Source organism: Undibacterium sp. Di27W (assembly GCF_049340345.1).
Taxonomy (GTDB): Bacteria; Pseudomonadota; Gammaproteobacteria; order Burkholderiales; family Burkholderiaceae_D; genus Undibacterium.
The window spans coordinates 137006-158738 of the sequence record NZ_JBMPOS010000004.1; the positions used below are offsets into that span (position 1 = coordinate 137006).

General features: G+C 50.6%; 17 protein-coding genes. 7 read left to right on the top strand and 10 right to left on the bottom strand.

Going from position 1 to position 21733, the window contains the following annotated elements:
* The first annotated feature begins 109 nt into the window (after positions 1–109).
* The 4 genes from ACO0LF_RS10235 to ACO0LF_RS10250 all read left to right on the top strand — a co-directional run bounded on the left by ACO0LF_RS10235 (position 110) and on the right by ACO0LF_RS10250 (position 2372).
* The gene (locus tag ACO0LF_RS10235; RefSeq protein ID WP_423014005.1) at positions 110–646 is read left to right on the top strand and encodes a cytochrome b; all 537 of its coding nucleotides are present in this window, start codon (positions 110–112) and stop codon (positions 644–646) included.
* Between the two features lie 34 nt (positions 647–680).
* Positions 681–1232 (top strand): YceI family protein, encoded by a 552-nt coding sequence (locus ACO0LF_RS10240; protein ID WP_423014006.1) that lies wholly within the window; start codon positions 681–683, stop codon positions 1230–1232.
* A 58-nt stretch (positions 1233–1290) separates the two neighbouring features.
* A complete protein-coding gene (locus tag ACO0LF_RS10245; RefSeq protein ID WP_423014007.1) occupies positions 1291–1857 on the top strand; it encodes a YceI family protein in 567 nt (188 codons plus the stop codon).
* Between the two features lie 80 nt (positions 1858–1937).
* Complete coding sequence (locus tag ACO0LF_RS10250; RefSeq protein ID WP_423014008.1) at positions 1938–2372, top strand: MarR family winged helix-turn-helix transcriptional regulator; 435 nt, start codon at positions 1938–1940, stop codon at positions 2370–2372.
* Between the two features lie 69 nt (positions 2373–2441).
* Here ACO0LF_RS10250 and ACO0LF_RS10255 read toward each other — a convergent pair whose 3' ends face one another.
* From ACO0LF_RS10255 to queA, 9 genes are all read right to left on the bottom strand, one after another.
* Positions 2442–5528: an efflux RND transporter permease subunit gene (locus tag ACO0LF_RS10255; RefSeq protein WP_423014009.1), complete on the bottom strand. Its 3087-nt coding sequence runs from the start codon at positions 5526–5528 to the stop codon at positions 2442–2444.
* Positions 5525–6826, bottom strand: a complete 1302-nt coding sequence (locus ACO0LF_RS10260; RefSeq protein ID WP_423014010.1) for an efflux RND transporter periplasmic adaptor subunit — start codon at positions 6824–6826, stop codon at positions 5525–5527. The genes ACO0LF_RS10255 and ACO0LF_RS10260 overlap by 4 nt, the downstream gene beginning before the upstream one ends.
* Before the next feature lie 324 nt (positions 6827–7150).
* The gene (gene secF / locus ACO0LF_RS10265) at positions 7151–8173 is read right to left on the bottom strand and encodes a protein translocase subunit SecF (protein ID WP_423014011.1); all 1023 of its coding nucleotides are present in this window, start codon (positions 8171–8173) and stop codon (positions 7151–7153) included.
* A gap of 33 nt (positions 8174–8206) precedes the next feature.
* On the bottom strand, positions 8207–10084 hold the full coding sequence (gene secD / locus ACO0LF_RS10270) for a protein translocase subunit SecD (protein WP_423014012.1): 1878 nt from the start codon (positions 10082–10084) through the stop codon (positions 8207–8209).
* Positions 10085–10162: 78 nt separating this feature from the next.
* A complete protein-coding gene (yajC, locus tag ACO0LF_RS10275; RefSeq protein WP_423014013.1) occupies positions 10163–10489 on the bottom strand; it encodes a preprotein translocase subunit YajC in 327 nt (108 codons plus the stop codon).
* A 285-nt stretch (positions 10490–10774) separates the two neighbouring features.
* Positions 10775–12226 carry a YdgA family protein gene (locus ACO0LF_RS10280; protein WP_423014014.1) on the bottom strand — a complete coding sequence of 484 codons (1452 nt, stop codon included), beginning with the start codon at positions 12224–12226 and terminating at the stop codon, positions 10775–10777.
* Positions 12227–12451: 225 nt separating this feature from the next.
* Positions 12452–13975 carry a flavin monoamine oxidase family protein gene (locus ACO0LF_RS10285; protein ID WP_423014015.1) on the bottom strand — a complete coding sequence of 508 codons (1524 nt, stop codon included), beginning with the start codon at positions 13973–13975 and terminating at the stop codon, positions 12452–12454.
* 125 nt (positions 13976–14100) lie between these two features.
* Positions 14101–15234, bottom strand: coding sequence for a tRNA guanosine(34) transglycosylase Tgt (tgt, locus tag ACO0LF_RS10290; RefSeq protein ID WP_162039972.1), 1134 nt, complete (start codon positions 15232–15234; stop codon positions 14101–14103).
* Positions 15227–16276 (bottom strand): tRNA preQ1(34) S-adenosylmethionine ribosyltransferase-isomerase QueA, encoded by a 1050-nt coding sequence (queA, locus tag ACO0LF_RS10295; protein WP_423014016.1) that lies wholly within the window; start codon positions 16274–16276, stop codon positions 15227–15229. The genes tgt and queA overlap by 8 nt, the downstream gene beginning before the upstream one ends.
* 195 nt (positions 16277–16471) lie before the next feature.
* On the opposite strand from queA, the gene recG reads away from it, so the two are divergent.
* Positions 16472–18628 (top strand): ATP-dependent DNA helicase RecG, encoded by a 2157-nt coding sequence (gene recG / locus ACO0LF_RS10300; protein ID WP_423014017.1) that lies wholly within the window; start codon positions 16472–16474, stop codon positions 18626–18628.
* 6 nt (positions 18629–18634) lie between these two features.
* Positions 18635–19123, top strand: a complete 489-nt coding sequence (locus ACO0LF_RS10305) for a GNAT family N-acetyltransferase (RefSeq protein WP_423014018.1) — start codon at positions 18635–18637, stop codon at positions 19121–19123.
* A 24-nt stretch (positions 19124–19147) separates the two neighbouring features.
* On the opposite strand, the gene ACO0LF_RS10310 is transcribed toward ACO0LF_RS10305, so the two are convergent.
* On the bottom strand, positions 19148–20026 hold the full coding sequence (locus ACO0LF_RS10310; protein ID WP_423014019.1) for a LysR family transcriptional regulator: 879 nt from the start codon (positions 20024–20026) through the stop codon (positions 19148–19150).
* Between the two features lie 134 nt (positions 20027–20160).
* Between ACO0LF_RS10310 and ACO0LF_RS10315 the strand changes: the two genes are divergently transcribed.
* Entirely contained in the window at positions 20161–20979 is an 819-nt protein-coding gene (locus ACO0LF_RS10315) for an SDR family NAD(P)-dependent oxidoreductase (RefSeq protein WP_423014020.1), read from the top strand.
* Positions 20980–21733: the final 754 nt, after the last annotated feature.

Here is a 21733-nt window from a genome sequence, read left to right on the forward strand (position 1 = left end):
GCTTACACTTTATTTGCACAAAAATTTGGCGGTGCTCAGCAGACTTTCTTTTTTTTTGCTATATTAGTTCTACTTCGAACTAATTATCTCTTTCATCAGAGGAGCCCCCATGCCAGTCACGCAAAGGTATTCCAATTTCAGCATAGCCTTGCACTGGCTGATTGCTGTCCTCATCGTCATTGCCTTTATCTTCGGCAACATCATGGTAGACATGAAGTTCAGCCCGACCAAATTGCAATATTATTCTTACCACAAGTGGCTGGGTGTCACGATACTTGGCTTTGTCGCTATCCGCCTGATCAGCCGTTTGCTGAGCAAAGCCCCGCCTTATCCCGCCAATATGGGCAAGGCCCAGCAACTGGCTGCCAATGGCACGCACATCCTCCTTTATGTATTGATGTTTGCTGTACCCTTGTCTGGTTATTTTTACACTCTGGCAGCGGGCTATCCGGTAGTCTATCTGGGATTATTCGAATTACCAGTATTAATGGGTCCTAACCCGGAAATCAAGGAAACATTGAAAGAATTACATGAAATCTTAAACAAAGTCATGTTTGTTCTGGTCTTGCTGCATGTCGCTGCAGCACTCAAGCATCACTTCTACGATAAAGACGGGCTCCTGAATCGCATGCGCCCAGGTCGTTAAACTTTTTAAAAGGTAAATTATGTCTGATTTTTCCATGAAAAAAATCGCCCTCGCTTCTGCAATGGCAGTGGCGATTTATGCTCCGGCGATTGCTGCCCTCGTCAAAATTGATAATGCCAAAAGCGCCGTCAATATCGTCTTCAAGCAAATGAATGTGCCTGTTGACGCCAAGTTCAAAAAGTTTACGGCCAGCATAGACTATGACAGCGCCAAGCCAGAAGCATCCAAGGCAACGGTAGATATTGACGTTGCCAGCTTTGATCTGGGTGATGCTGAATACAATAAGGAAGTCTTGAAGAAGGAATGGTTTAATGCCGCCGCCTTCCCAAAGGCCAGTTTTGTTTCCACATCCATGAAAGCAGGCGCAGCTGGCAAACTTGATGTCAGTGGCAAGCTCAGCATCAAGGGCAAGACTGTGGATGTCAGCTTTCCTTTAACAGTTAAGAAAGAAGGCAATAGCCAGGTTTTTGACGGCAGCCTGCCAATCAAGCGTCTCACCTTTAATATTGGTGAAGGCGAATGGAAAGATACCGGCATGGTCGCCGACGAAGTACAGATCAAGTTTCACGTAGTCACCAACCCGTAATACTGAGTAACACCAGTTTTTTTAATTAAACTATTTTTTCTACCTCCTGGAGTAATACATGAAAATCGCCAAACTTATCGCCGCCGCCCTGTTGATCAGCACTGCACCTGCATTTGCTCAAACCTATAATATCGAATCCAACCACACCTACCCTAGCTTTGAAGCTGACCACATGGGTATCTCAGTATGGCGTGGCAAATTCAATAAAACTTCGGGCAAAATCGTGCTGGACCGCGCTGCGAAAACTGGCACTGTCGATATCGTTATCGATGCCAATTCCCTGGATTTTGGTCATGAAAAAATGAATGAACATGCGAAGTCCAAAGACATGTTCAATGTGGCGCAATTCCCTACTGCAACTTACAAGGGTACTGCCATCAAGTTTGATGGCGATACGCCAGTTGCCGTCATCGGTGAACTGACTTTGCTGGGCGTGACCAAGCCTGTCACTTTGACGATCAATAAATTCAAATGCATACAACATCCTATGTTCAAGAAAGAAGCTTGCGGTGCAGATGCCACAGCAGAATTCAAACGTACTGATTTTGGCCTGAACTACGGCACACCACGTTTTGCACCAGAAGTAAAACTGGCTATCCAGGTTGAAGCGATCAAAGCTGATTAATTAGCTGCATAGCGGTATTCATTGCCGTCCCTGGTGTGATGCGCTCTGCACATCACACCATAATCCTCACAATTGATCTCATGGGTGAACGCTACCTGCGCAGCATACGATTACTGTCGGAATGCATGCAATTATTTGAACAGGCTTCGGCCAGGAATGTGCGCAAGCTGGGCTTTACGCATTCGCAATTCGACATCATTGCCACTCTGGGCAACACACCAGGCATGACCTGCAAGGAACTCGGTGAAAAGACCCTGATCACCAAGGGCACGCTGACTGGCGTGCTGGACAGGCTGGAACAAAAAGCTTTGATACAACGGGAGCGGGGTAATGATGACAGACGTCAATTATTCGTTAAACTGACACCCGTCGGCGAAGCCACTTTTGATGAAATATTTCCCAAGGTCGTACAGTCTGGCAAGCAGCGTTTCCAGACTTATACCGAAGAGGATTACCTGAACCTGGAAGGCAGCTTGCTCAAGCTCAAGCAGCATTTACAAGAAGACAGTCATTAATTCTCTACAATCCGCAAGCTAGGTTAGCTAAGCTAATACGCATGCGGATTGCATACCTCCTGATACCGATTACAGCGTGTCACCAACGATAGGTCCCTTGCCACTGAAACGGTCCAATGCCAGATAAATCACTGGTGTGATGAACAGGGTAATCGCCTGTGAAAAAATCAAACCACCGACGACCGCCAGACCCAGCGGCTGGCGCAATTCTGCGCCAGCACCCAGACCGAGGGCAATTGGCAAGGCCCCTACCAGCGCCGCCAGCGTCGTCATCATGATGGGACGGAAGCGTTGTATACAGGCTTCGCGTATCGCTTCTGGCGGCGTCATATTTTGATGCCGCTGCGCGTCGAGCGCAAAATCGATCATCATGATGGCGTTTTTCTTGACGATACCGATCAAGAGCAAGATACCTATCGTGGCAATCAGGGTCAGGTCTTCGCCAAACAATTGCAAGGTCAGCAAGGCACCTACGGCTGCGGAAGGCAAGCCAGCCAGAATGGTGATGGGGTGGATATAGCTTTCATACAATACCCCCAGCAAGACATAAATGACCAGCAAGGCCGCAACGATCAAGACCACCTGGCCAGATTGCGAATCCTTGAACACCGCTGCATCGCCACCATAAGAGGTGATGATGGAAGCTGGCAATTTGATTTCATCGCGATATTTTTCTATGCGATTGGTCGCCTCACCCAGGGCTGTGCCGGGTGCCAGATTGAAGGAAACCGTCACCGCCTGCAATTGGCCTACGTGATTGATGGCCGTCGGCCCTACCGTACGTTTGACCGTTGCCACGCTGGATAAAGGAACCAGGGCACCGGTATTACTGCGCAGGTAAATGCCTTTGATCGCATCTTCATCTTTTTTAGCATCGGCCGTCACTTCCATGATGACCTGGTAGCTATCCACATTGGTATACATGGTCGATATCTGACGTTCACCAAAGGCGCTATACAGGGCAGAACGTATGCTATCCATGTTCACGCCCAGGGCATTGGCGCGATCACGGTCTATGTCTATACTGGCTTGCAAGCCCTTCAGTTGTGAGTCTGTAGTCACATCCTTGAAGCCAGCGTCGGTGCGCAATTTTTCTTGCAACTTGATGGCCCAGTCACTCAAAGAACCGGCTTCCACACTTTGCAGTATGTATTGGTATTGGCTCTTGCTGGGACGGCCGCCCAATTGCAAGTTTTGCGTAGGGCGCAGGAAAACTGCAATGCCCGGCACTTCATTGAGCTTCTTGCGCAAGCTATCCACGACATCTTTCATGGGTTTGCGCTGGTCGCGTGGCTTCAGGTTGATGAACATGCGCCCGGTATTTTGCGAACCACTACCACCGTTAAAAGAGGTTGCCGTCGCCACATTCGGATCGTCCCGTATGATCTTGGCGACCTTGTCCTGCAAGGTCACCATGGCAGGGAAGGAGGTTTCTTCCGCCGCTTCGGTAGAGACATTGATCTGACCTATGTCTTCTTGTGGAAAGAAGCCCTTGGGGATGACATTGAACAAATAGGCGGTAGCGGCAAAAGTCGCGAATGCAATCAGCAACACCAGTTTGCGATGGCGCAATGCCATGTCCAGTCCGCGCGTATACGAACGCAGGGAGGCATTAAAACTGCTCTCAAATACATGCAACATGGCGGCCACCACTTTGGGTGGTTCTTTCAACTCATGTTCGCTTTTCAGGAAGCGGCTGGCCAGCATGGGAACCAGGGTCAGCGAGACAAAGGCAGATGCAACGATAGCCAGGCTGACGATCACCGCAAACTCATGGAACAGTTGCCCAATCACGCCAGGCATGAAGAAGATGGGGATAAATACCGCCACCAGCGAAGTGGAAATCGAAATAATCGTGAAGCCCACTTCACGCGAGCCCTGTAGTGCTGCCTTGAAAGGTGGCTCACCATGTTCGACATGGCGCATGATGTTTTCCAGCATGACAATGGCATCATCCACCACCAGGCCAACGGCCAGCGTCAAACCCAGCAGCGAGACATTATCCAGCGTATAGCCAAACCCCCATAACAGGCCGATTGCCCCTATCAGTGATACTGGCAAGGACAAAGTAGGAATAATCGTTGCCACCATGCGGCGCAAGAACAGGAAGATAACGATCACCACCAAAAAAATCGTCAGCAACAGGGTCAGGTTCACATCATGCAAGGCATCACGAATGGAGATCGAGCGGTCATTCACCAGATTCATTTTGACGGAAGCTGGCAATTGTGACTTAAAGCCTGGCAAGGCTGCCTTGATGGAGTCAACCACCTTGACAGTATTGGCGTCGGTCTGCCTTTGTATTGCCAGGGTAATTGAACTTTCACCATTGAAATTGGCGGCTGTCTTGACTTGCTCATAGCTGTCTTCAACCTGGGCAACATCACGCAGGCGCACGACTTGCCCGCCTTTATTGCTGACCACCAGATCAGCAAATTCTGCGGCGCTTTGCATTTGCTTGTTTGCCAGCAAGGTCAATGTTTGCTTGTCGCCTTCCAGAGTACCAACAGGGGTATTGGCATTCGAGGTGCGGATAGACGCGGACAATTCATCCAGTGTCAGATTGCGTGCCTGTAAAGCGTCTGGCTGCACGCGTATGCGTACTGCATAACGCTTGATGCCAAAAATATTCACCTGGGCTACACCTTCCAGCGTAGACAGGCTCGGTGAAATCAAATGCTCGGCATAACTGGTCAACTCTGACAAGCTCAGGGATGGTGAAGTCAGAGCAATAAAGAGCACCGGCGCATCAGCCGGGTTGACCTTGCGATACGAAGGTGGCGAAGTCATATCCACCGGCAAGGACCGCTGGGCGCGCAGCAATGCCGCCTGCACATCCACAGCCGCCGCATCGATATTGCGGTTTTGATCAAATTCCAGCGTCAAGGACGTTGAGCCCAGGGTATTGCTGGAACTGATGATGGACAAGCCAGGGATGGTAGCGAACTGCTTTTCCAGCGGCAAAGCCACTGAAGTCGCCATGGTCTCGGGGCTGGCACCCGGCAAGTTGGCACCCACACTGATGACCGGCGTGTTATAGCTGGGTAAAGCTGCAATCGGAATATAGCGGTAAGCCAGAACACCAGCAACGATAATGGACAGATTCAGCAATACCGTCATCACCGGACGGCGTATGAATAATTCTGACAAATTCATGATGCGCTCGCTGCGGAAGCTGCAGATGAAGAGCTGGATGCAGCACTGGCAGTAGCACTGGCAGCAGAACTGCTGGAAGCCCCAGCTTTATCTGTACCCTTAGCAGCCGGATCTTCTTTGCCTCCCTTGCCTTCTTTACCCTCTTTACCATCGCCATTACGCTCCTTGACGGTGGCACCAGGGCGCAGGTTTTGTTTACCGTCCAGCACAACTTTGGCACCTGCGGCGATACCTGTGACTACGGCGTCTGTACCAAAACTATTGGTGACGACCACAGGCTTCATGACGGCCTTGCCTTCTTCATCAACGATATACACAGACTTGCCGCGCGGGCCAACAATCACTGCGTCCTGCGGCACCACGACCACATCTTTCAGGGTTTGTACGCTGAGTTCCAGATTGGCATAGGCACCTGGCCAGAGTTTCAATTCTTTATTGTCAAACACGGCCTTGACCTTGATCGTGCCGGACGCTGCATCGACCGCATTATCAACAAACTGCAGCTTGCCCTTGAACTTGATGGTGGTGTCTGGCAAGTTGGCCATGACATAGCTGTCGCTGCGTCTCAGGCTTTCCAGCGCGTCTGGCAAGTTACGCTGCGGCAGCGGGAAAGTGATCGTCACCGGGTCCATCTGGGTGATACTGACCATGGGTACGGCAGTCGCATTGGGTTGCACCAGTGAACCCGGGAAGACACTGATGATGCCGGTACGGCCAGCCGATGGCGCAACAATACGGTTATAGCTCAGGGCGACCCGGGCTGCATTCACAGCTGCCTTGTCTGAGGCAATCACGGCTTGCTGGGTATCCACCAGGGTCTGGCTGGTATCCACCGCACTTTGAGCAACAAATTTTTTGGCGAACAAGTCCTTGCTACGCACCAGTTGCCGCTGATTATCTGCCAGTGTTGCCAGGTCCTTATCGAGCTGCGCTTGTGCCTTGGCCAAATTGACTTCATCTGCACGACTATCCAGTGTGAACAACACTTCGCCAGTTTTGACAAACTGCCCTTCCTTGATATGCACCTTGGCTATGGTGCTGGTGACTTGTGGGCGGATATCCACCGTATTCAATGGGGACACCACACCATTTGCAGTAATCTTGACATCGTAATCACGCTTTTGCGCAATGATGGTAGAAACACTGACCGGGCGATTTTGTGCTGCGCCAGCGGCATTTCCTGTTTTTGCAGACGCGCCCTCACCTGTGCTTTTATCAGATGATTTGAAGTAAATATAAGTCGCGCCAGATATGGCCGCCAGTGCTGCAACGATGATCAGGGTTTTAAATTTGCTCATATTATTGTTATCTTGTTATCCAGTGCAGAGGTGCGTCTAACAGGCTTAGACTTTTGCATTACGCAGCCAGCTAATTTCACTGGCTTGATCATTTTATTAATAGACAATAGTTGCAACGATTAGTGGCAACTAATAATAACTTGATCGCGACATTCGCTTCGTTTTGCAACCGCCCCTGAGACTCAATACAACATCAAAAAGTTCAGAAACGAAATGCTAACAAAGAAAAAGCCAGCACACAGGCTGGCTTTCATTTTAGATACCTTCCGTTACATGGAAGAGACACAATAATGGTTTTTAAACAAACCCATGTTTATGCGAGGATTAAACAACTGCGCCATCCGTATCATCTTTTTCCTTGACGGGCTTGATCAAGTCTTCACGCTTGACACCCAGCCACATGGCGATCGCTGCAGCCACGAAGACGGACGAGTAAATACCAAAGCAAATACCTATCGTCAGAGCAACTGCAAAATAATGCAAAGTCGGGCCACCGATCAGCAACATCGACAAGACCATCAACTGTGTACAGCCGTGGGTGATGATAGTGCGTGAGATGGTACTGGTAATTGCATTGTCGATGACCTCAGTCACAGACATCTTGCGCTGCTTACGGAAATTTTCACGGATACGGTCAAAAATAACCACAGACTCATTCACCGAGTAACCCAGCACTGCCAATACCGCTGCCAGTACTGACAGATTGAATTCCCATTCAAAGAAAGCAAAGAAACCGAGGATGATGATAACGTCATGCAAGTTGGCGACAATCGCAGCTACCGCAAACTTCCATTCAAAGCGTATGGCCAGATACAGCATCACGCCCAGTATCACGAACAGCAAGGCCATCAAACCATCATGTGTCAGCTCATCACCAACTTGTGCACCAACCAGCTCTACTCTTTGCAGTTTGACCAATTCGGTTTTTGCGGCATCCTGGCACACCTGTTTTTCTGCTGCAGCACCGGCCTCAACGCTGGCCGGGGCTTTGATCAAATTACCACCTTCAGCTTTGCACAGCGCCTCAAAGACGGTGTCAGCAACGGTGACCTTGGCGTCCTTTTTGGTTTCTGGCAAACGTATGACCACATCCTGTGCTTTGCCAAAAGGTTGTACTGGTGAATCCTTGAAACCCAGCTCTTCTACTTTGTGGCGTATCGCATCGACATTGGCAGCCTTGTTGTACGTCACTTCCATGACCGTACCGCCAGTAAACTCAACCGAGAGATGCAGGCCTTTGTGCAGCAGGAAAAACACAGCTGCAACAAAGGTCAGAGCAGAAATGACATTGAATATCAGCGCATGGCGCATGAAAGGTATGTCTTTTTTAATGCGGAATAATTCCATAATGAATTCCTGTTTTCTTGTTTGGCTGGACGCTTACTTCAAGGCGTTTTCTGTTGGTTTCCAGATTTGGCCGATAGAGATGGATGACAATTTTTTCTGTCTTCCATACCAGAAATTGACCACACCGCGCGACACAAACACAGATGAGAAAATCGAAGTCACAATACCCAGGCAGTGAACCACAGCAAAACCACGTATTGCGCCAGAACCAAAGACCAGCAAAGCCAGACCAACGATGAGGGTGGTCACGTTGGAATCCAGAATCGTTGCCCAGGCATGGTCAAAGCCCTCTTCTATGGCTTTTTGTGGCGTTTTACCAGCACGCAATTCTTCGCGTATGCGTTCATTGATAAGCACGTTGGCATCAATCGCCATACCCAGGGCAAGCGCAATCGCAGCAATACCAGGCAAGGTCAGGGTCGCCTGCATCAGTGACAAGACGGCCACCAGCAACAAGACGTTGAATGACAGAGCTAGCACGCTGAAGAAGCCAAACATCAGGTAGTAAGCCATCATGAACACGGCAATCGCAGCAAAACCATAAATGGTGGAGTTACGACCTTGTTTGATGTTCTCTACACCCAGTTGTGGGCCTATGGTGCGTTCTTCTATGATTTCCATCGGTGCGGCCAGGGAACCGGCGCGCAACAGCAAAGCCAGATCACCGGCAGCAGAAGAAGTACCCATGCCAGTGATGATGAAGCGATTGCGCAATTCGTCATTGATGGTAGGAGCAATCAAAACTTCGCCCTTGCCTTTTTCAAACAAGACTATCGCCATGCGCTTGCCTATGCGGGTACTGGTCGCATTACCCATTTTTTTACCGCCATCACCATTCAGGTCAACACTGACAGCAGGTTGCTGACGTTGATCAAAACTGGAAGTGGCATTGGTGATGTCATCACCGGTAATGACGGGTTCTTTATTAACTATCAGATACTCGCCGCGATTCGAAATGAATTTTTCTGCGCCATAAGGAACAGGGGTATTCGCATCCACCGTACCGATGACGCTTTCATCCAGCAAACGAACTTCCAGCGTAGCCAGGCGATTGATAATACTCTTGGCGCGCGCAACGTCTTGTACACCCGGCAATTGCACAACAATACGGTCAGCACCTTGTTGCTGGATGATGGGTTCAGCAACGCCCAGTTCATTGACGCGTTTGGACAAGGCGGTAATATTTTGTTTGATGCCTTCAGAAATGACTTCTTTCAGGGCTTTTGGTTTCAGTGTGACTTGCAAACCGAAATCAGCACCATCACTACCCGCAGTATCGAGCAAATCCACATCCGTCATCTGTGACAGCAAAACATTCTTGGCCTTGGTGCGCTCTTCTGCTTCACGGAATTTCACCTTGATCAGATCGCCATCACGGCTCAGACCTGCATGGCGCACTTCTTTTTCACGCAAATTGCTACGCACACTGGACAACAGGCCTTGCATGCGTTTGGTCATGACAGCCTTGGTATCGACTTGCATAAGGAAGTGCACACCACCGCGCAAATCCAGACCCAGATACATAGGCAAGGCATGCAAATTCTGCAACCATTTCGGTGTATTCGACAAGAGATTGAAGGCCAGCGTGTAAGTAGGATCCGCTGGATCTGCATTCAAGGCTTTTTCCAGAGCCGACTTGGCTTTGAACTGTGTATCAACATCTTCAAAACGGGCGCGGACTGTGCCTTGCGTACCGTTATTTTCGTAGAAAATGTCCTTACTTTTCAAGCCAGCTTCTTGCAGCGCTTTTTCTACGCGGCTGGTCATGTCAGCTTCGACTTTAACAGTGGCTTTACCGCTACTGACTTGCACTGCAGGTGATTCGCCAAAGAAATTGGGCACGGTATAAATAGTACCGAACACCAGGGCGATCAGAATCAGTATGTACTTCCAGAGTGGATAGCGATTCATAATGGGAAAAATAATTGGAAGCTAAAAAAGCACAACGCAGCCCAGATCATTGTGGACTGCGTTGCTGTTGTGTACTGATTAAATCGCTTTAATCGTGCCCTTGGGCAGCATCATGGTAATCGACATTTTTTGTACGATGACTTCGGTGCCATTGGCAACTTCTATCGTTACATACGCATCTGTGACCTTGCTTACTTTACCGAGAATACCACCAGCTGTAACGACTTCATCATTCTTGGCCAGAGCATCCATCATTGCTCTTTGATCTTTTTGACGCTTCATCTGTGGACGTATCATCAGGAAATACATCACTACAACCATCAGGAGCAAAGGCCACATATTCAACAGATTGCTCTGGAGATCGCCGCCAGCGGCTGCTTGTGCATAAGCATTGGAAATAAACACGTTCAGACTCCTGTCATTTTAATAATGGATCACCAGTCCCTGGTATGAAACTGGATACAAATTGTTGCAATTCTTGGTATATAACACCAAAAGCCGTTTTTTCAATCGGCAAAGCTCCCTATTTTAGCATTGCCTATACAAATTGCTGGCAATTGTCAGGATATCTGCCAATAAAGCAGCCCATATAAATAAAAACAGGCAATCACCGCCAATGGCGGGTGATTGCCTGTGCTTATTAACTTTGCTTTATTGCTTAAAGAAATTTGCTATTTAAGCAATAAATCATTAACGGCTGAATGGCTTGCCGTTAACAGTCAGGTTACCTTGCTTCCATTCAATCTTGGAGCTCAGGAGTTTGCCATTCTTATTGATATAGCCACGTTCTACAAAAGCCGATACTTGCTGGTTCATCGCATCCATTGCTGCTTTTTGTATATCCGGATCTTTTTGTGATGCGCCACCCAGTTTTGCTACCAGTCCTTCTGTCAAAGTCACATCCAGGCTACTTTGTATTTTGGACAGCATCAGCATGGGATTGTTAAAGTCCGCTGCTGTAGCACCGACCACTTTTGCCGTTCCTGACAGCTTGGCTTCACCATCCGGTGTCATAACGCTCAAACGATCAAGAAACAATTCTGGTTCTTTTTGCAAAACCAGAGGGGCAACTTCGTCCCACACTGTTTTCAAGGCCGCCATTTTCTCAGGATCACCGCCCGTTTTTGAATAGGCTGTCGAGATTTTCGCCAGTGAAGGTGCATGCAAGCGTCTGACGCCATAGTCGTAATGGAAGTCGCTGTAGGTTTGTTGATCAATGACGACTTTGCCAATACCAAACTTGGCAAGCATATCGAACAGGTCATCTTTCAAATTGGCATCGGTAGTCAGCTTCAATTGCTCCAGCGTAAAGCTTTTCTTGGCTTCCGCAGGGTCGGCAAAGCTGATACTGGCAATCGTAGATTCTGTTTTACCCAGATACAAATTGGTTGCAGGATAAGCCGCACTGACGTCACCCTTGACACTAATGCCAGCGAATTTGAAAGCCTTGCCATCCGGAGTATCTATCGTCAAGCCTGGCGCATTCAAATTGATATTAACATCCTTATAATCCTTGCCAAAGCCGACTTCCATCTTCAAACCCTGCCAGGCGACTTTTTCCTGGTCTTTTTCCAGGACAGTATTAAATGCAGGGCTGGACACGGTAACACGACCGCCGCCGCCATAACTCAAGCGGGAAGAAATCTCCAGCGGGCTGGCATTGCCAAAGACCTTGGCAAGTTCTGCCTTGCTTTCTGCATCCAAAACCAGTTCGGTCTTGATGGAAGCCGCGCCGAAACCTGCGAAGCCGGGCAAAGGTCCATGCTGGATATAGTTGATAAAGTGGATTTGCAATGGTTTGGGCTCTTTAGCCTCGACATTTGCAGTTGCCGCAGCGGGATCTACGGGTGCACTACCATCAGCAGGCGCCTCAGGTGTCTCAGCAGCCTCAGGCAAAGGCAAATCTGACTTTTTCGCACCAGGGAAATTCGCCAGTGTCAGTTCCAGTGTCGTATCCTGCACAGAAGAGAACACGCCACGCTTGTAATCTTGCTTGACGACCTTAACATAGGGAGAAGACTTGGCCTGATCATTGGACTCGGTCAACTTGGCTTCTACACGTTTTCCGGTGTACCAGGATGCTGCCGGATATGACGCCGCCAGAGCCACTACCACCGCGATCAGTTTCGTACTTTTATTCACAAACTTCCTCCGCTTAAATAAGATTAAGCAACATAATTGCCATTTACACAATACCGACCAATACGGCCAGCAAGGAGTGTAGCAAGCTTCTTTGGGATTGTCATTGTTACATTGACCAAACTATACTTAGGTATGTGCACATGCAGCATGAGATGACTCCGCCCGAAAAAAAGATGGCAAACTCTCGCTTGCCATCCCTTTCCTTAAGCCGCCTGTGTGACAGCTTTAGCTGACACGTATGGTCGCCAATGCCAGTTCGGAAGTATTCAAAGCACCCTCGACAAAGCCCTGATAATCAGAATAGGCTTCACCAACAATGTGGATATTCTTGGCACCGCTGCCAAAGTCAAAGGCTTTGAAGACATCCATGACTTTCCATGAGCGCACACCTGGTTGCCAGCCATGATTGGCTGCACCATACGGCGCCCTGGCCCAGTCGCGTATGCCATAGGTGACAATGGAATTCTTGATAAAGTCGCGGGTATCTTCCAGCGATTTTTCTTCAAACATGTGCTGGGCCTGATCAGTCAGTTTCAGGCCTGAACGCTTGATATCGACGAGGCGTTTGACATCGCGCGCAACGAACAGGGAGAAGGCATCGACGATCTTGACATTCTGGTCGATCTCGGCGCGGTCATGTTTGTCGGCTTCCATGACGTAATGCTTCCAGAACTCAGTGGACGGGCGATCCATGTACAACAAGACCATGCCGTGACCATCCTTGTCCTGGCCTTGTGGGCGGCGGAAATAATGGATCTCGCGGGTAGGCAGGCAACTCGCATATTGTTGTGGACGTTGCGAATAATCCCACCACGGTGAATCCGTCACGAAGAACAGTTTCAACATGGGAAAGCCATTGACAGCGTCAAGCTGTGAAGCAACGTGCTCAGGCAGGCAGGATGCCAGTTTCACCAGCGGCATTCTCGGCAGAGCCAGGATCAGTCTGTCGGTCTGCAACTGGATATTGCCGTTCTTGGTATGGACATCCAGTTCCAGCCTGGGCTGGCCCATGGCGATTTGCTTGAAGCCAGTCAGCATATGACCACCGGCCAGGGTGACATTGCTGAGGCCGCGCAATTTGGCCATCAGGCTCTCGGTCAGTTTTGCGGTGCCGCCATCTACGCTGGCCAGTTGCTGACCTACGGTTTTCAGGGCACGCAGCCACCAGATGATCCACTCTATCGCGTTCAGGTTTTCCGGGATCATGTGATAAAAAGTGCCGGTGTCGCGCAACTTGGTCAGCGCCAGATGGCTGAGCGCACCTTCAGCAGACATGGCGTTCCAGAAGCCCATGCTCCACAAGGGTTGACCATTGAGTTGAGCATGCTTGCGCATGCGCTGGTAATCAGCTTCGGTTTGCGCATCTATCCAGGCCTGGTCTTGTGGGTCTTGCCCCAGGATCAGCATGATGCCGCGTTTGAGCAATTGCAGGGAATTGAGGCCCATTTCTTCGGCAGGCAAATCATAGGTCGGTGCATTGACTTCTTCACCTTCTGGCCCGCTGAACTCGGTCAGCTTGACACCCAGGTCACGGCACAATTTATCGAAGCGCGGTTGCAGCGTGGGCTCGAAACGCATAGGACCCCATTCAGCGATGAAGCCGTCGAGATCTTCAGTTTCTATGCGACCACCCCAGCGATCAGAGGATGCTTCCAGTACCACGACTTTTTGCCCTGCCAGCGCCAATCGCCAGGCGCAATACAGACCAGAAATGCCGCCGCCGGCAATAATGACGGGATGATAATTCATATCAGACCTCTAGTATTCATTTGTCCACTTGGACGAGAGCGCCATTTTGCCTGCAAGCGGCCTGAATATAATTCGTATTACTGATCAGTCCGTCATTATTTACCGTATTTAATCAGACAACTACTTCAAACACCACGCGCACGATCAGCATGGAACTGCTGGACAAACTCAGGGAAGCGCTCATCGTCGAGTGCTTTACGGATGTTTTTCATCAAATCCAGGTAGTAATGCAAATTGTGGATAGTGTTTAAACGTGCGCCCAGGATTTCGCCGGTGCGGTGCAAATGATGCAGGTAAGCGCGTGAGAAGTTTTTGCAGGCATAGCATTCGCAAGTCGCGTCCAGCGGTTCTTTTTCTTCCTTGTAACGGGCATTCTTGATCTTGATATCGCCAAAGCGGGTGAAGATCCAGCCATTGCGCGCATTGCGGGTAGGCATGACGCAGTCAAACATGTCTATGCCATTGGCAACACCTGCTACGAGATCTTCCGGCGTGCCCACACCCATGAGGTAATGCGGCTTGTTCTCTGGCAGTTTGGGGCCGACATGCGCGAGTACGCGCATCATGTCTTCCTTGGGCTCGCCTACAGACAGGCCACCGATGGCAATGCCGTGGAAATTCAGTTCATTCAAGCCAGCCAGGGATTCATCACGCAGGTGTTCAAACATGCCGCCCTGGACGATGCCGAACAGGGCATTCGGGTTTTCGCCCTGGTTGAATTCATCGATGGAACGTTTGGCCCAGCGCAGGGACATGCGCATGGATTTGCCTGCTTCTTCTGTCGTCGCTGGCCTGCCATCGATTTCATAAGGTGTGCATTCATCGAACTGCATGACGATGTCAGAATTCAGTGAACGCTGGATTTGCATGGAAATCTCTGGCGACAGGAACAGGCGCTCACCACTGATAGGAGAAGAAAACTTGACGCCTTCTTCGGTGATCTTGCGCATTGCACCCAGTGAAAATACCTGGAAGCCGCCCGAGTCAGTCAGGATAGGTTTATCCCAGCCCATGAAACCATGCAGGCCACCAAATTTGTTCAGCACTTCAGTGCCCGGGCGCAGCCACAGATGAAAGGTATTGCCGAGTATGATGTGGGCATCTATCTCTTTCAATTCCAGCGGCGACATCGCCTTGACCGAGCCATAAGTACCGACCGGCATGAAGATAGGCGTTTCGATTTCACCATGGTTGACTTTGACACGGCCGCGACGTGCAGCAGTAGTTTTATCTTTTTTGATCAGTGTAAATTCAAGCATGGTCTTCCCCGGAGGAATTGGTCAGCAGCATGGCATCGCCATAGCTGAAAAAACGATATTGTTGAGCGATAGCGTGAGCATAAGCAGCGCGGACGCGATCATACCCGGCAAATGCCGATACCAGCATCATCAAAGTGGATTTTGGTAAGTGGAAATTGGTGATAAGCCTGTCCACGGTTTTGAATACATAGCCTGGTGTGATGAACAGACGGGTGTCATCACTGCCTGCCTGCAAGGCACCAGTTTGAGACGCAGATTCAAGTGCGCGCATACTGGTAGTGCCGACAGCAACCACTTTACCGCCTGCGGCTTTGGTGGCCTGTACAACTGCCACAGTCTCATCCGGCACGGTATACCATTCACTGTGCATCTGATGATCTGCCAGGTTTTCGGTACGCACAGGCTGGAAAGTACCTGCGCCCACGTGCAGGGTCACATAGGCGAGTTTGATGCCCTTGTCCTGGCAACGCTGCAACAATGCCTCGTCAAAATGCAGGCCAGCGGTTGGCGCGGCTACTGCACCGGGCACGCGGTTATAGACGGTCTGGTAACGCTGCTCGTCAAAGTCATCAGCATCATGTTCTATATACGGCGGCAAAGGCAGGCGGCCATAGGTTTCCAGCAACGTGAAGATATCGGACGGAAAGTACAGGGTAAAAAATTCGCCGACACGCTCACCGACGACGACATCAAAACTGTCCGCCAGGCGGATTTTGCTGCCCGGCAGTGGCGACTTGGAAGCGCGCATCTGGGCCAGCACACTGCGCTCCTTGTCATTATTCGACAGTACCCGCTCGACCAGCATCTGTATCTTGCCGCCGCTTTCCTTGACGCCAAAGAAACGGGCTTTCAAGACGCGGGTATCATTAAAGACCAGCAAATCGCCAGCATTGAGCTGGTCCAGGATGTCAGCAAAATGCCTATCGACCAGCGTATCACCGTCGACATGCAGGAGGCGTGAAGCGGTACGGTCGGGCAAAGGTGTTTGCGCGATCAGGGCTTCAGGCAGTTCAAAATCAAAATCACTTAGGGAGTAAGACATGCAAAAATTCTACAAAAATCGGGGGTAAAACAGGAAAAACAGACATAAAGCTACTTTACACTGTATAAAATACCAGTAGAATGCACACTATCGTAGCAAACCCGGGTAAGATCACAGACAAACAGCCTGAAACCAAGGTTTTGTGAATTTCCTGAAAAAAGTAAGCTAACAGCAAAACCCACCATTTTACACCCCATGGCCGCTGAAGACCAAAGTGCAAGTGCAGAGTTAAAAAATACACAAGCTGATGCTGCTATCGCTGGCAGCTATGCATTGCCTGAATCCAGTCCCAAAAAACCTGTAAAAAAAGCCAAGGCAACTGCCAGCCCGGCAGCCAAAGCCAGTGAGAAACTTGCCAAACTGGGCTTGCGCAAGGACATGGATTTTGTCTTGCACCTGCCCATGCGCTATGAAGATGAAACAGAAATCGTCAACATGCGCGATGCCTCTTTCCGTGGTGGCAGCAGTGTGCAGGTCGAGGGTGTAGTCACAGAATGCGATATCCAGTACCGCCCGCGCCGCCAGCTGGTCGTGACGATTGCCGACGATAGTTGTCAGGTTGTACTACGCTTCCTGAATTTTTATGGCAACCAGACCAAGCAAATGGCAGTTGGCGTGCGGGTGCGCGCACGTGGTGAATTACGCCATGGTTTCTTTGGCGCGGAGATGGTGCATCCGCACTACAAGATCGTCAATGAAGGCGCACCTTTGCCGACTGCGCTGACACCAGTCTACCCATCTGGCGAAGGTGTGCCGCAAGCTTTATTGCGCAAGGCAATTGCCAATGCCATGACACGCGTCAACTGGCGTGACACCCTGTCCCCTGCCCGACTGGCCGATCTGCATTTGCAGGATTTTGAAAGCAGCATACGCATACTGCATAATCCACCGCCAGATGTAGACCAGCATAGTCTGATAGAACGCGAGCACCCTGCCTGGGAGCGCATGAAATTCGATGAGCTGCTGGCTCAGCAATTATCATTGAAGCGTGCGCAAATCACCCGTCGTAGCAAAGGGGCAAATGCCCTGCCACTGGTCGGTGAACTCAGTAATGCTTTCCTGCTGAACCTGCCATTTTCCCTGACCAAGGCACAAGAAAAAGTGCTGGCCGAGATACGCGACGATCTGCGTGAAGCCTTCCCCATGCAACGGCTGTTGCAAGGCGATGTAGGCAGCGGCAAAACCATCGTTGCGGCACTGGCAGCTGCACAAGCCATCGACAATGGTTTTCAGGCAGCGCTGATGGCACCGACAGAAATTTTGGCAGAACAGCATTTCAGAAAAATCGCTGCCTGGCTGGAACCGCTGGGTGTCAAGACCGCCTGGCTGACTGGCAGCCTGAAGAAAAAAGAAAAAGACGCCGCCAATGCACTCATCACTTCTGGCGAGGCACAACTGGTAATAGGTACCCACGCTCTGATACAAGACAGTGTGCAATTCAAAAAGCTGGGCCTGGTCATTGTCGATGAACAACACCGCTTTGGCGTCAGCCAGCGTCTGAATTTGGCCAACAAGACTGAGGCAGGCAAGGTGCCACATCAACTGATGATGTCGGCCACGCCTATTCCACGCACACTGGCGATGACTTATTACGCTGATCTTGAAGTATCCATCATTGATGAATTGCCGCCAGGCCGCACACCTATCGTCACCCGCGTTATCGACCAGAACCGCCGTGATGAAGTCATTGCGCGCGTGCAGGCTGCGGGGCAGGAAGGCAAACAAGTTTACTGGGTTTGCCCCCTCATAGAAGAATCAGAAACCCTGCAACTGCAAACAGCAACAGAGACGCACACCATGCTTGCTGAAGCCCTGCCAGAACTGAAAGTGGGTCTGGTCCATGGCCGCCTGAAACCGGCAGAAAAACAGGCGACGATGGAAGCCTTTATCCGCAATGACAGCCAGGTGCTGGTGGCTACCACGGTGATTGAAGTTGGCGTCGATGTACCGAATGCCAGCCTGATGGTGATCGAACATGCAGAGCGTTTTGGTCTGTCACAATTGCACCAGTTACGTGGCCGCGTAGGCCGTGGTGCGGCAGCCAGCGTCTGCCTGTTACTCTATCAAGGCCCGCTGGGTGGCACAGCCAAACAAAGGCTGGCCACCATGCGCGAGAGTAATGATGGTTTTGAAATTGCCCGCAAGGATCTGGAATTGCGCGGGCCCGGTGAATTCCTCGGTGCACGCCAATCCGGCGAAGCCATGTTACGCTTTGCCAACCTGGAAACCGATCAATGGCTGGTCGATAAAGCACGCAATCTGGCCGATGAATTATTAAAAAATGACCCAGTCACCGTTGCTGCTCATCTGGAGCGCTGGCTGGGATATAAAGAAGAATTTTTACGAGTATAAAAACCTATGCTGAATATCGTCGATGTTGATGTCAATAATCCGCAACATGCCCAAGACCTGGTCAACATGCTCAATATGTATGCGCTGGACCCCATGGGCGGCGGCGAAGCCTTGTCGGATTATGCGCAAGCCAATCTCATTAGCGAACTCAAGAAACGCAATAACGTGCGCGCCATACTCGCTTATGTGAATGATCAGGTTGCCGGTTTTGCGATTTGCATAGAAGGCTTTTCCACTTTTGCCTGCAAGTCCTTATTGAATATCCATGACTTTGCCGTACACCCTGATTTTCGTGGTCAGGGCATAGGCAATAAAATGATGCAGCACCTGACTGCATTGTCCGAACAACTGGGCTATTGCAAGATGACGCTGGAAGTATTGGAGGGCAATACCCGTGCACAGAATCTGTATCGCGCAGAAGGCTTTGCGCCGTATGAGCTGAACCCGGAATTTGGTGGAGCAATCATCATGCAAAAGAAAATTGGCAAAGCCTGATTTCATCACCTTGTTTAATGGAGATCAGCCAAATTTCTCCACCATGAAATCCACAAAACTGCGCAGCTTGGGTGTGCGGTATCTGTCCTGCAGATAAACCACGCTCAGTGCGCGACTCGGCAATTCATAGTCGGGAAATAATTGCACCAAAAGCCCGGCCTTCACATCTGCTTCCAGCAAGATCGCCGGTTGCAAGATGATGCCCAGACCATGCAGGGCGGCAACCCGCAAAGCCTGACCATGATTGACTTGCAGCCTGCCGGTAACCGGGACGCGGTAAATCTCATCCTGGTCTTGCAAGCGCCAGTTGGTGATGGCTGCCGGGCTGAAGGACAGGCATTCATGCTGCGTCAAATCTTCAGGATTGCTTGGTACACCCTTGCGCGCCAGATAATCAGGTGAGGCGCAGATCATCAGGCGATACAGGCTCAGTGATTTGGCGATCAAGGCTGAGTCTGGCAATTGACCTATCCTTATGGCTGCTTCAAACCCCTCTTCCACCAGGTCCACCACACGGTCGCACAAGGCCACATCAACGCTGACTTCAGGATAGCGTGCCAGATACTCCGACAATGCTGGCATCAAGGCTTCTGTGCCGAAAGTCACTGGCGCAGTAATACGTAGCTTGCCCGCTGGCGCCAGTTGCAGGTTTTGTGCCTGCTTGTCGGTTTCAGACACCAGTCTGAGGATTTCCTTGCAACGCGCATAATAATCCTCGCCAAAGGCGGTCAGGTGCTGACGCCGGGTAGTCCTTTGCAGCAATTGCATGCCCAGGCGCTTTTCCAGCATGCGCAAATGATTGCCCGCCATGGTTGCCGAAATCCCGCAGGCAGTGGCCGCCCCGCTCAGGCTGCCTTTTTCCACGGCGAGAACATAGACCTTCATGCTGTCCAGCAAATCCATTCAACACTCCTGATTATAGATGTATCAATCATAGACTCATTTATCTCAATTTAGTTTCAAATAAGAATAGAGCCTTGTTTGCAACCTTCGCTGGCAAACAAAAGCGATTCCCGCACACTTTTTGGAGCTACACCATGACTATCACCACACTTGCATCCCGTTTTGCCAATCGTACTGTCCTGATCACAGGTGGAGGAACCGGCATGGGCAAAGCCGCTGCACTGCGCTTTGGCCGTGAAGGAGCCAACGTCGTTATCGCTGGCCGCCGTCCTGCAGAAATCAATCTGGTTGCCGACGAAATCAAGGCAGCAGGCGGCATCGCCCTGGCTATATCCGCCGATGTTTCTGATGCCGAACAAGTCCAGGCGCTGGTAGAAAAAACCGTCACCACCTTTGGTGGCTTGCATATGGCCTGGAATAACGCTGGCATCCTCGGTGGCTTCCAGCCCTTCCAGGAAACCAGCCTGGCTGATTTCGATGCCGTCATGGCGATCAACCTGCGCGGCGTCTTCGCCTGCCTGAAACATGAAATCGCCGCCATGCAGGCAGCCGGTGTCGGCGGCGCCATCGTCAACACCTCCTCCTGGACCGCACATGGTGCCATGCCCGGCCTGTCCGCCTACGCCGCAGGCAAAGCCGCCCTCGATGCCCTGACACGCACAGTCGCCGTTGAAGTCGGCCCTCTGCAAATTCGCATCAACAACGTCAGCCCCGGCATCATCGCCACCCCCATGGCCAGCGGCGTACTGGCATCCAGAACATCTGCATTGCCGTTCGAGAAACAAACCCCATTGCAACGTATAGGCCAGCCGGAAGATGTTGCCGATGCAGTACTGTGGCTATTGTCCGACGATGCGCGTTTTGTGACCGGGCAAAGTTTGCTGGTGGATGGCGGCTTTACCATAGGCGGCTTGCGCCCCTGGTTTAATGGGTTTGTGGCGGAGCATGTTTGAGGACGAACATATTTGAGTTTTTATAAAAACGTCTATCCTTCGTAGATACAAGCCGGGTCTCGGCCCGGCAGCCGAAATACTTTCTTTGCTTCGCCAAAGAATGTATTCAAAGAAAGGCGACCGCAGACTCTCCCTGCGGGTGCTTACGCTACGCTCCAGCATAATTTGTGCATCACAAAAAATGGGAAAGCTTCGAAACTCGCTACCCTTACAGGGCGCACAATCGCTTGCAAGCGATTGCCGTTACGCTGGCGAGATGCATGCATCTCGAAACCCCAGCTACACCTCAGACAACGAAGCTTTCTGATCCATTTTCTGTGATGTACAAATTACATCGTCCCAAGCGGATGAAGATCAAAAACACCTGCAACTACAACGTCAATGCAACCGCTATGCATATATCGTTGAACATCGTTGATCAATCTTGGTTTTGGTTTTGGTTTTGGTTTTGGTTTTGGTTTTGCTGTTGATTTTGACGTTTGCAGTTCCCATGTGTCGACGCCGTTTGTGCTGTACAGAAAATGGAAAGAGAAGGACCGCTGTCTGAGCCGCAGGCGAGTTTCGGGCCTTCCCATTTTTTGTACTGCAGAAACGGGAACCCCCTTCAGGGGGCGACGACGCCTGGGTCGCCTTTTTGGCCCACCTTTTTTGGCGAGACAAAAAGGTGGGTAGCTGCCGGTCTACCACCGGCCGGCAATCTTAAAATACGTGTGCAGGCATTTCAAAATCCAGTTCGCAAAGTCCTACGATTCTG

Bases quoted from the DNA above. Each gene is read 5' to 3' on its own strand.
- ACO0LF_RS10235 (WP_423014005.1), top strand. From the start codon at position 110: ATGCCAGTCACGCAAAGGTATTCCAATTTCAGCATAGCCTTGCACTGG.
- ACO0LF_RS10240 (WP_423014006.1), top strand. From the start codon at position 681: ATGAAAAAAATCGCCCTCGCTTCTGCAATGGCAGTGGCGATTTATGCT.
- ACO0LF_RS10245 (WP_423014007.1), top strand. From the start codon at position 1,291: ATGAAAATCGCCAAACTTATCGCCGCCGCCCTGTTGATCAGCACTGCA.
- ACO0LF_RS10250 (WP_423014008.1), top strand. From the start codon at position 1,938: ATGGGTGAACGCTACCTGCGCAGCATACGATTACTGTCGGAATGCATG.
- ACO0LF_RS10255 (WP_423014009.1), bottom strand. From the start codon at position 5,528: ATGAATTTGTCAGAATTATTCATACGCCGTCCGGTGATGACGGTATTG.
- ACO0LF_RS10260 (WP_423014010.1), bottom strand. From the start codon at position 6,826: ATGAGCAAATTTAAAACCCTGATCATCGTTGCAGCACTGGCGGCCATA.
- secF (WP_423014011.1), bottom strand. From the start codon at position 8,173: ATGGAATTATTCCGCATTAAAAAAGACATACCTTTCATGCGCCATGCG.
- secD (WP_423014012.1), bottom strand. From the start codon at position 10,084: ATGAATCGCTATCCACTCTGGAAGTACATACTGATTCTGATCGCCCTG.
- ACO0LF_RS10285 (WP_423014015.1), bottom strand. From the start codon at position 13,975: ATGAATTATCATCCCGTCATTATTGCCGGCGGCGGCATTTCTGGTCTG.
- tgt (WP_162039972.1), bottom strand. From the start codon at position 15,234: ATGCTTGAATTTACACTGATCAAAAAAGATAAAACTACTGCTGCACGT.
- queA (WP_423014016.1), bottom strand. From the start codon at position 16,276: ATGTCTTACTCCCTAAGTGATTTTGATTTTGAACTGCCTGAAGCCCTG.
- recG (WP_423014017.1), top strand. From the start codon at position 16,472: ATGGCCGCTGAAGACCAAAGTGCAAGTGCAGAGTTAAAAAATACACAA.
- ACO0LF_RS10305 (WP_423014018.1), top strand. From the start codon at position 18,635: ATGCTGAATATCGTCGATGTTGATGTCAATAATCCGCAACATGCCCAA.
- ACO0LF_RS10310 (WP_423014019.1), bottom strand. From the start codon at position 20,026: ATGGATTTGCTGGACAGCATGAAGGTCTATGTTCTCGCCGTGGAAAAA.
- ACO0LF_RS10315 (WP_423014020.1), top strand. From the start codon at position 20,161: ATGACTATCACCACACTTGCATCCCGTTTTGCCAATCGTACTGTCCTG.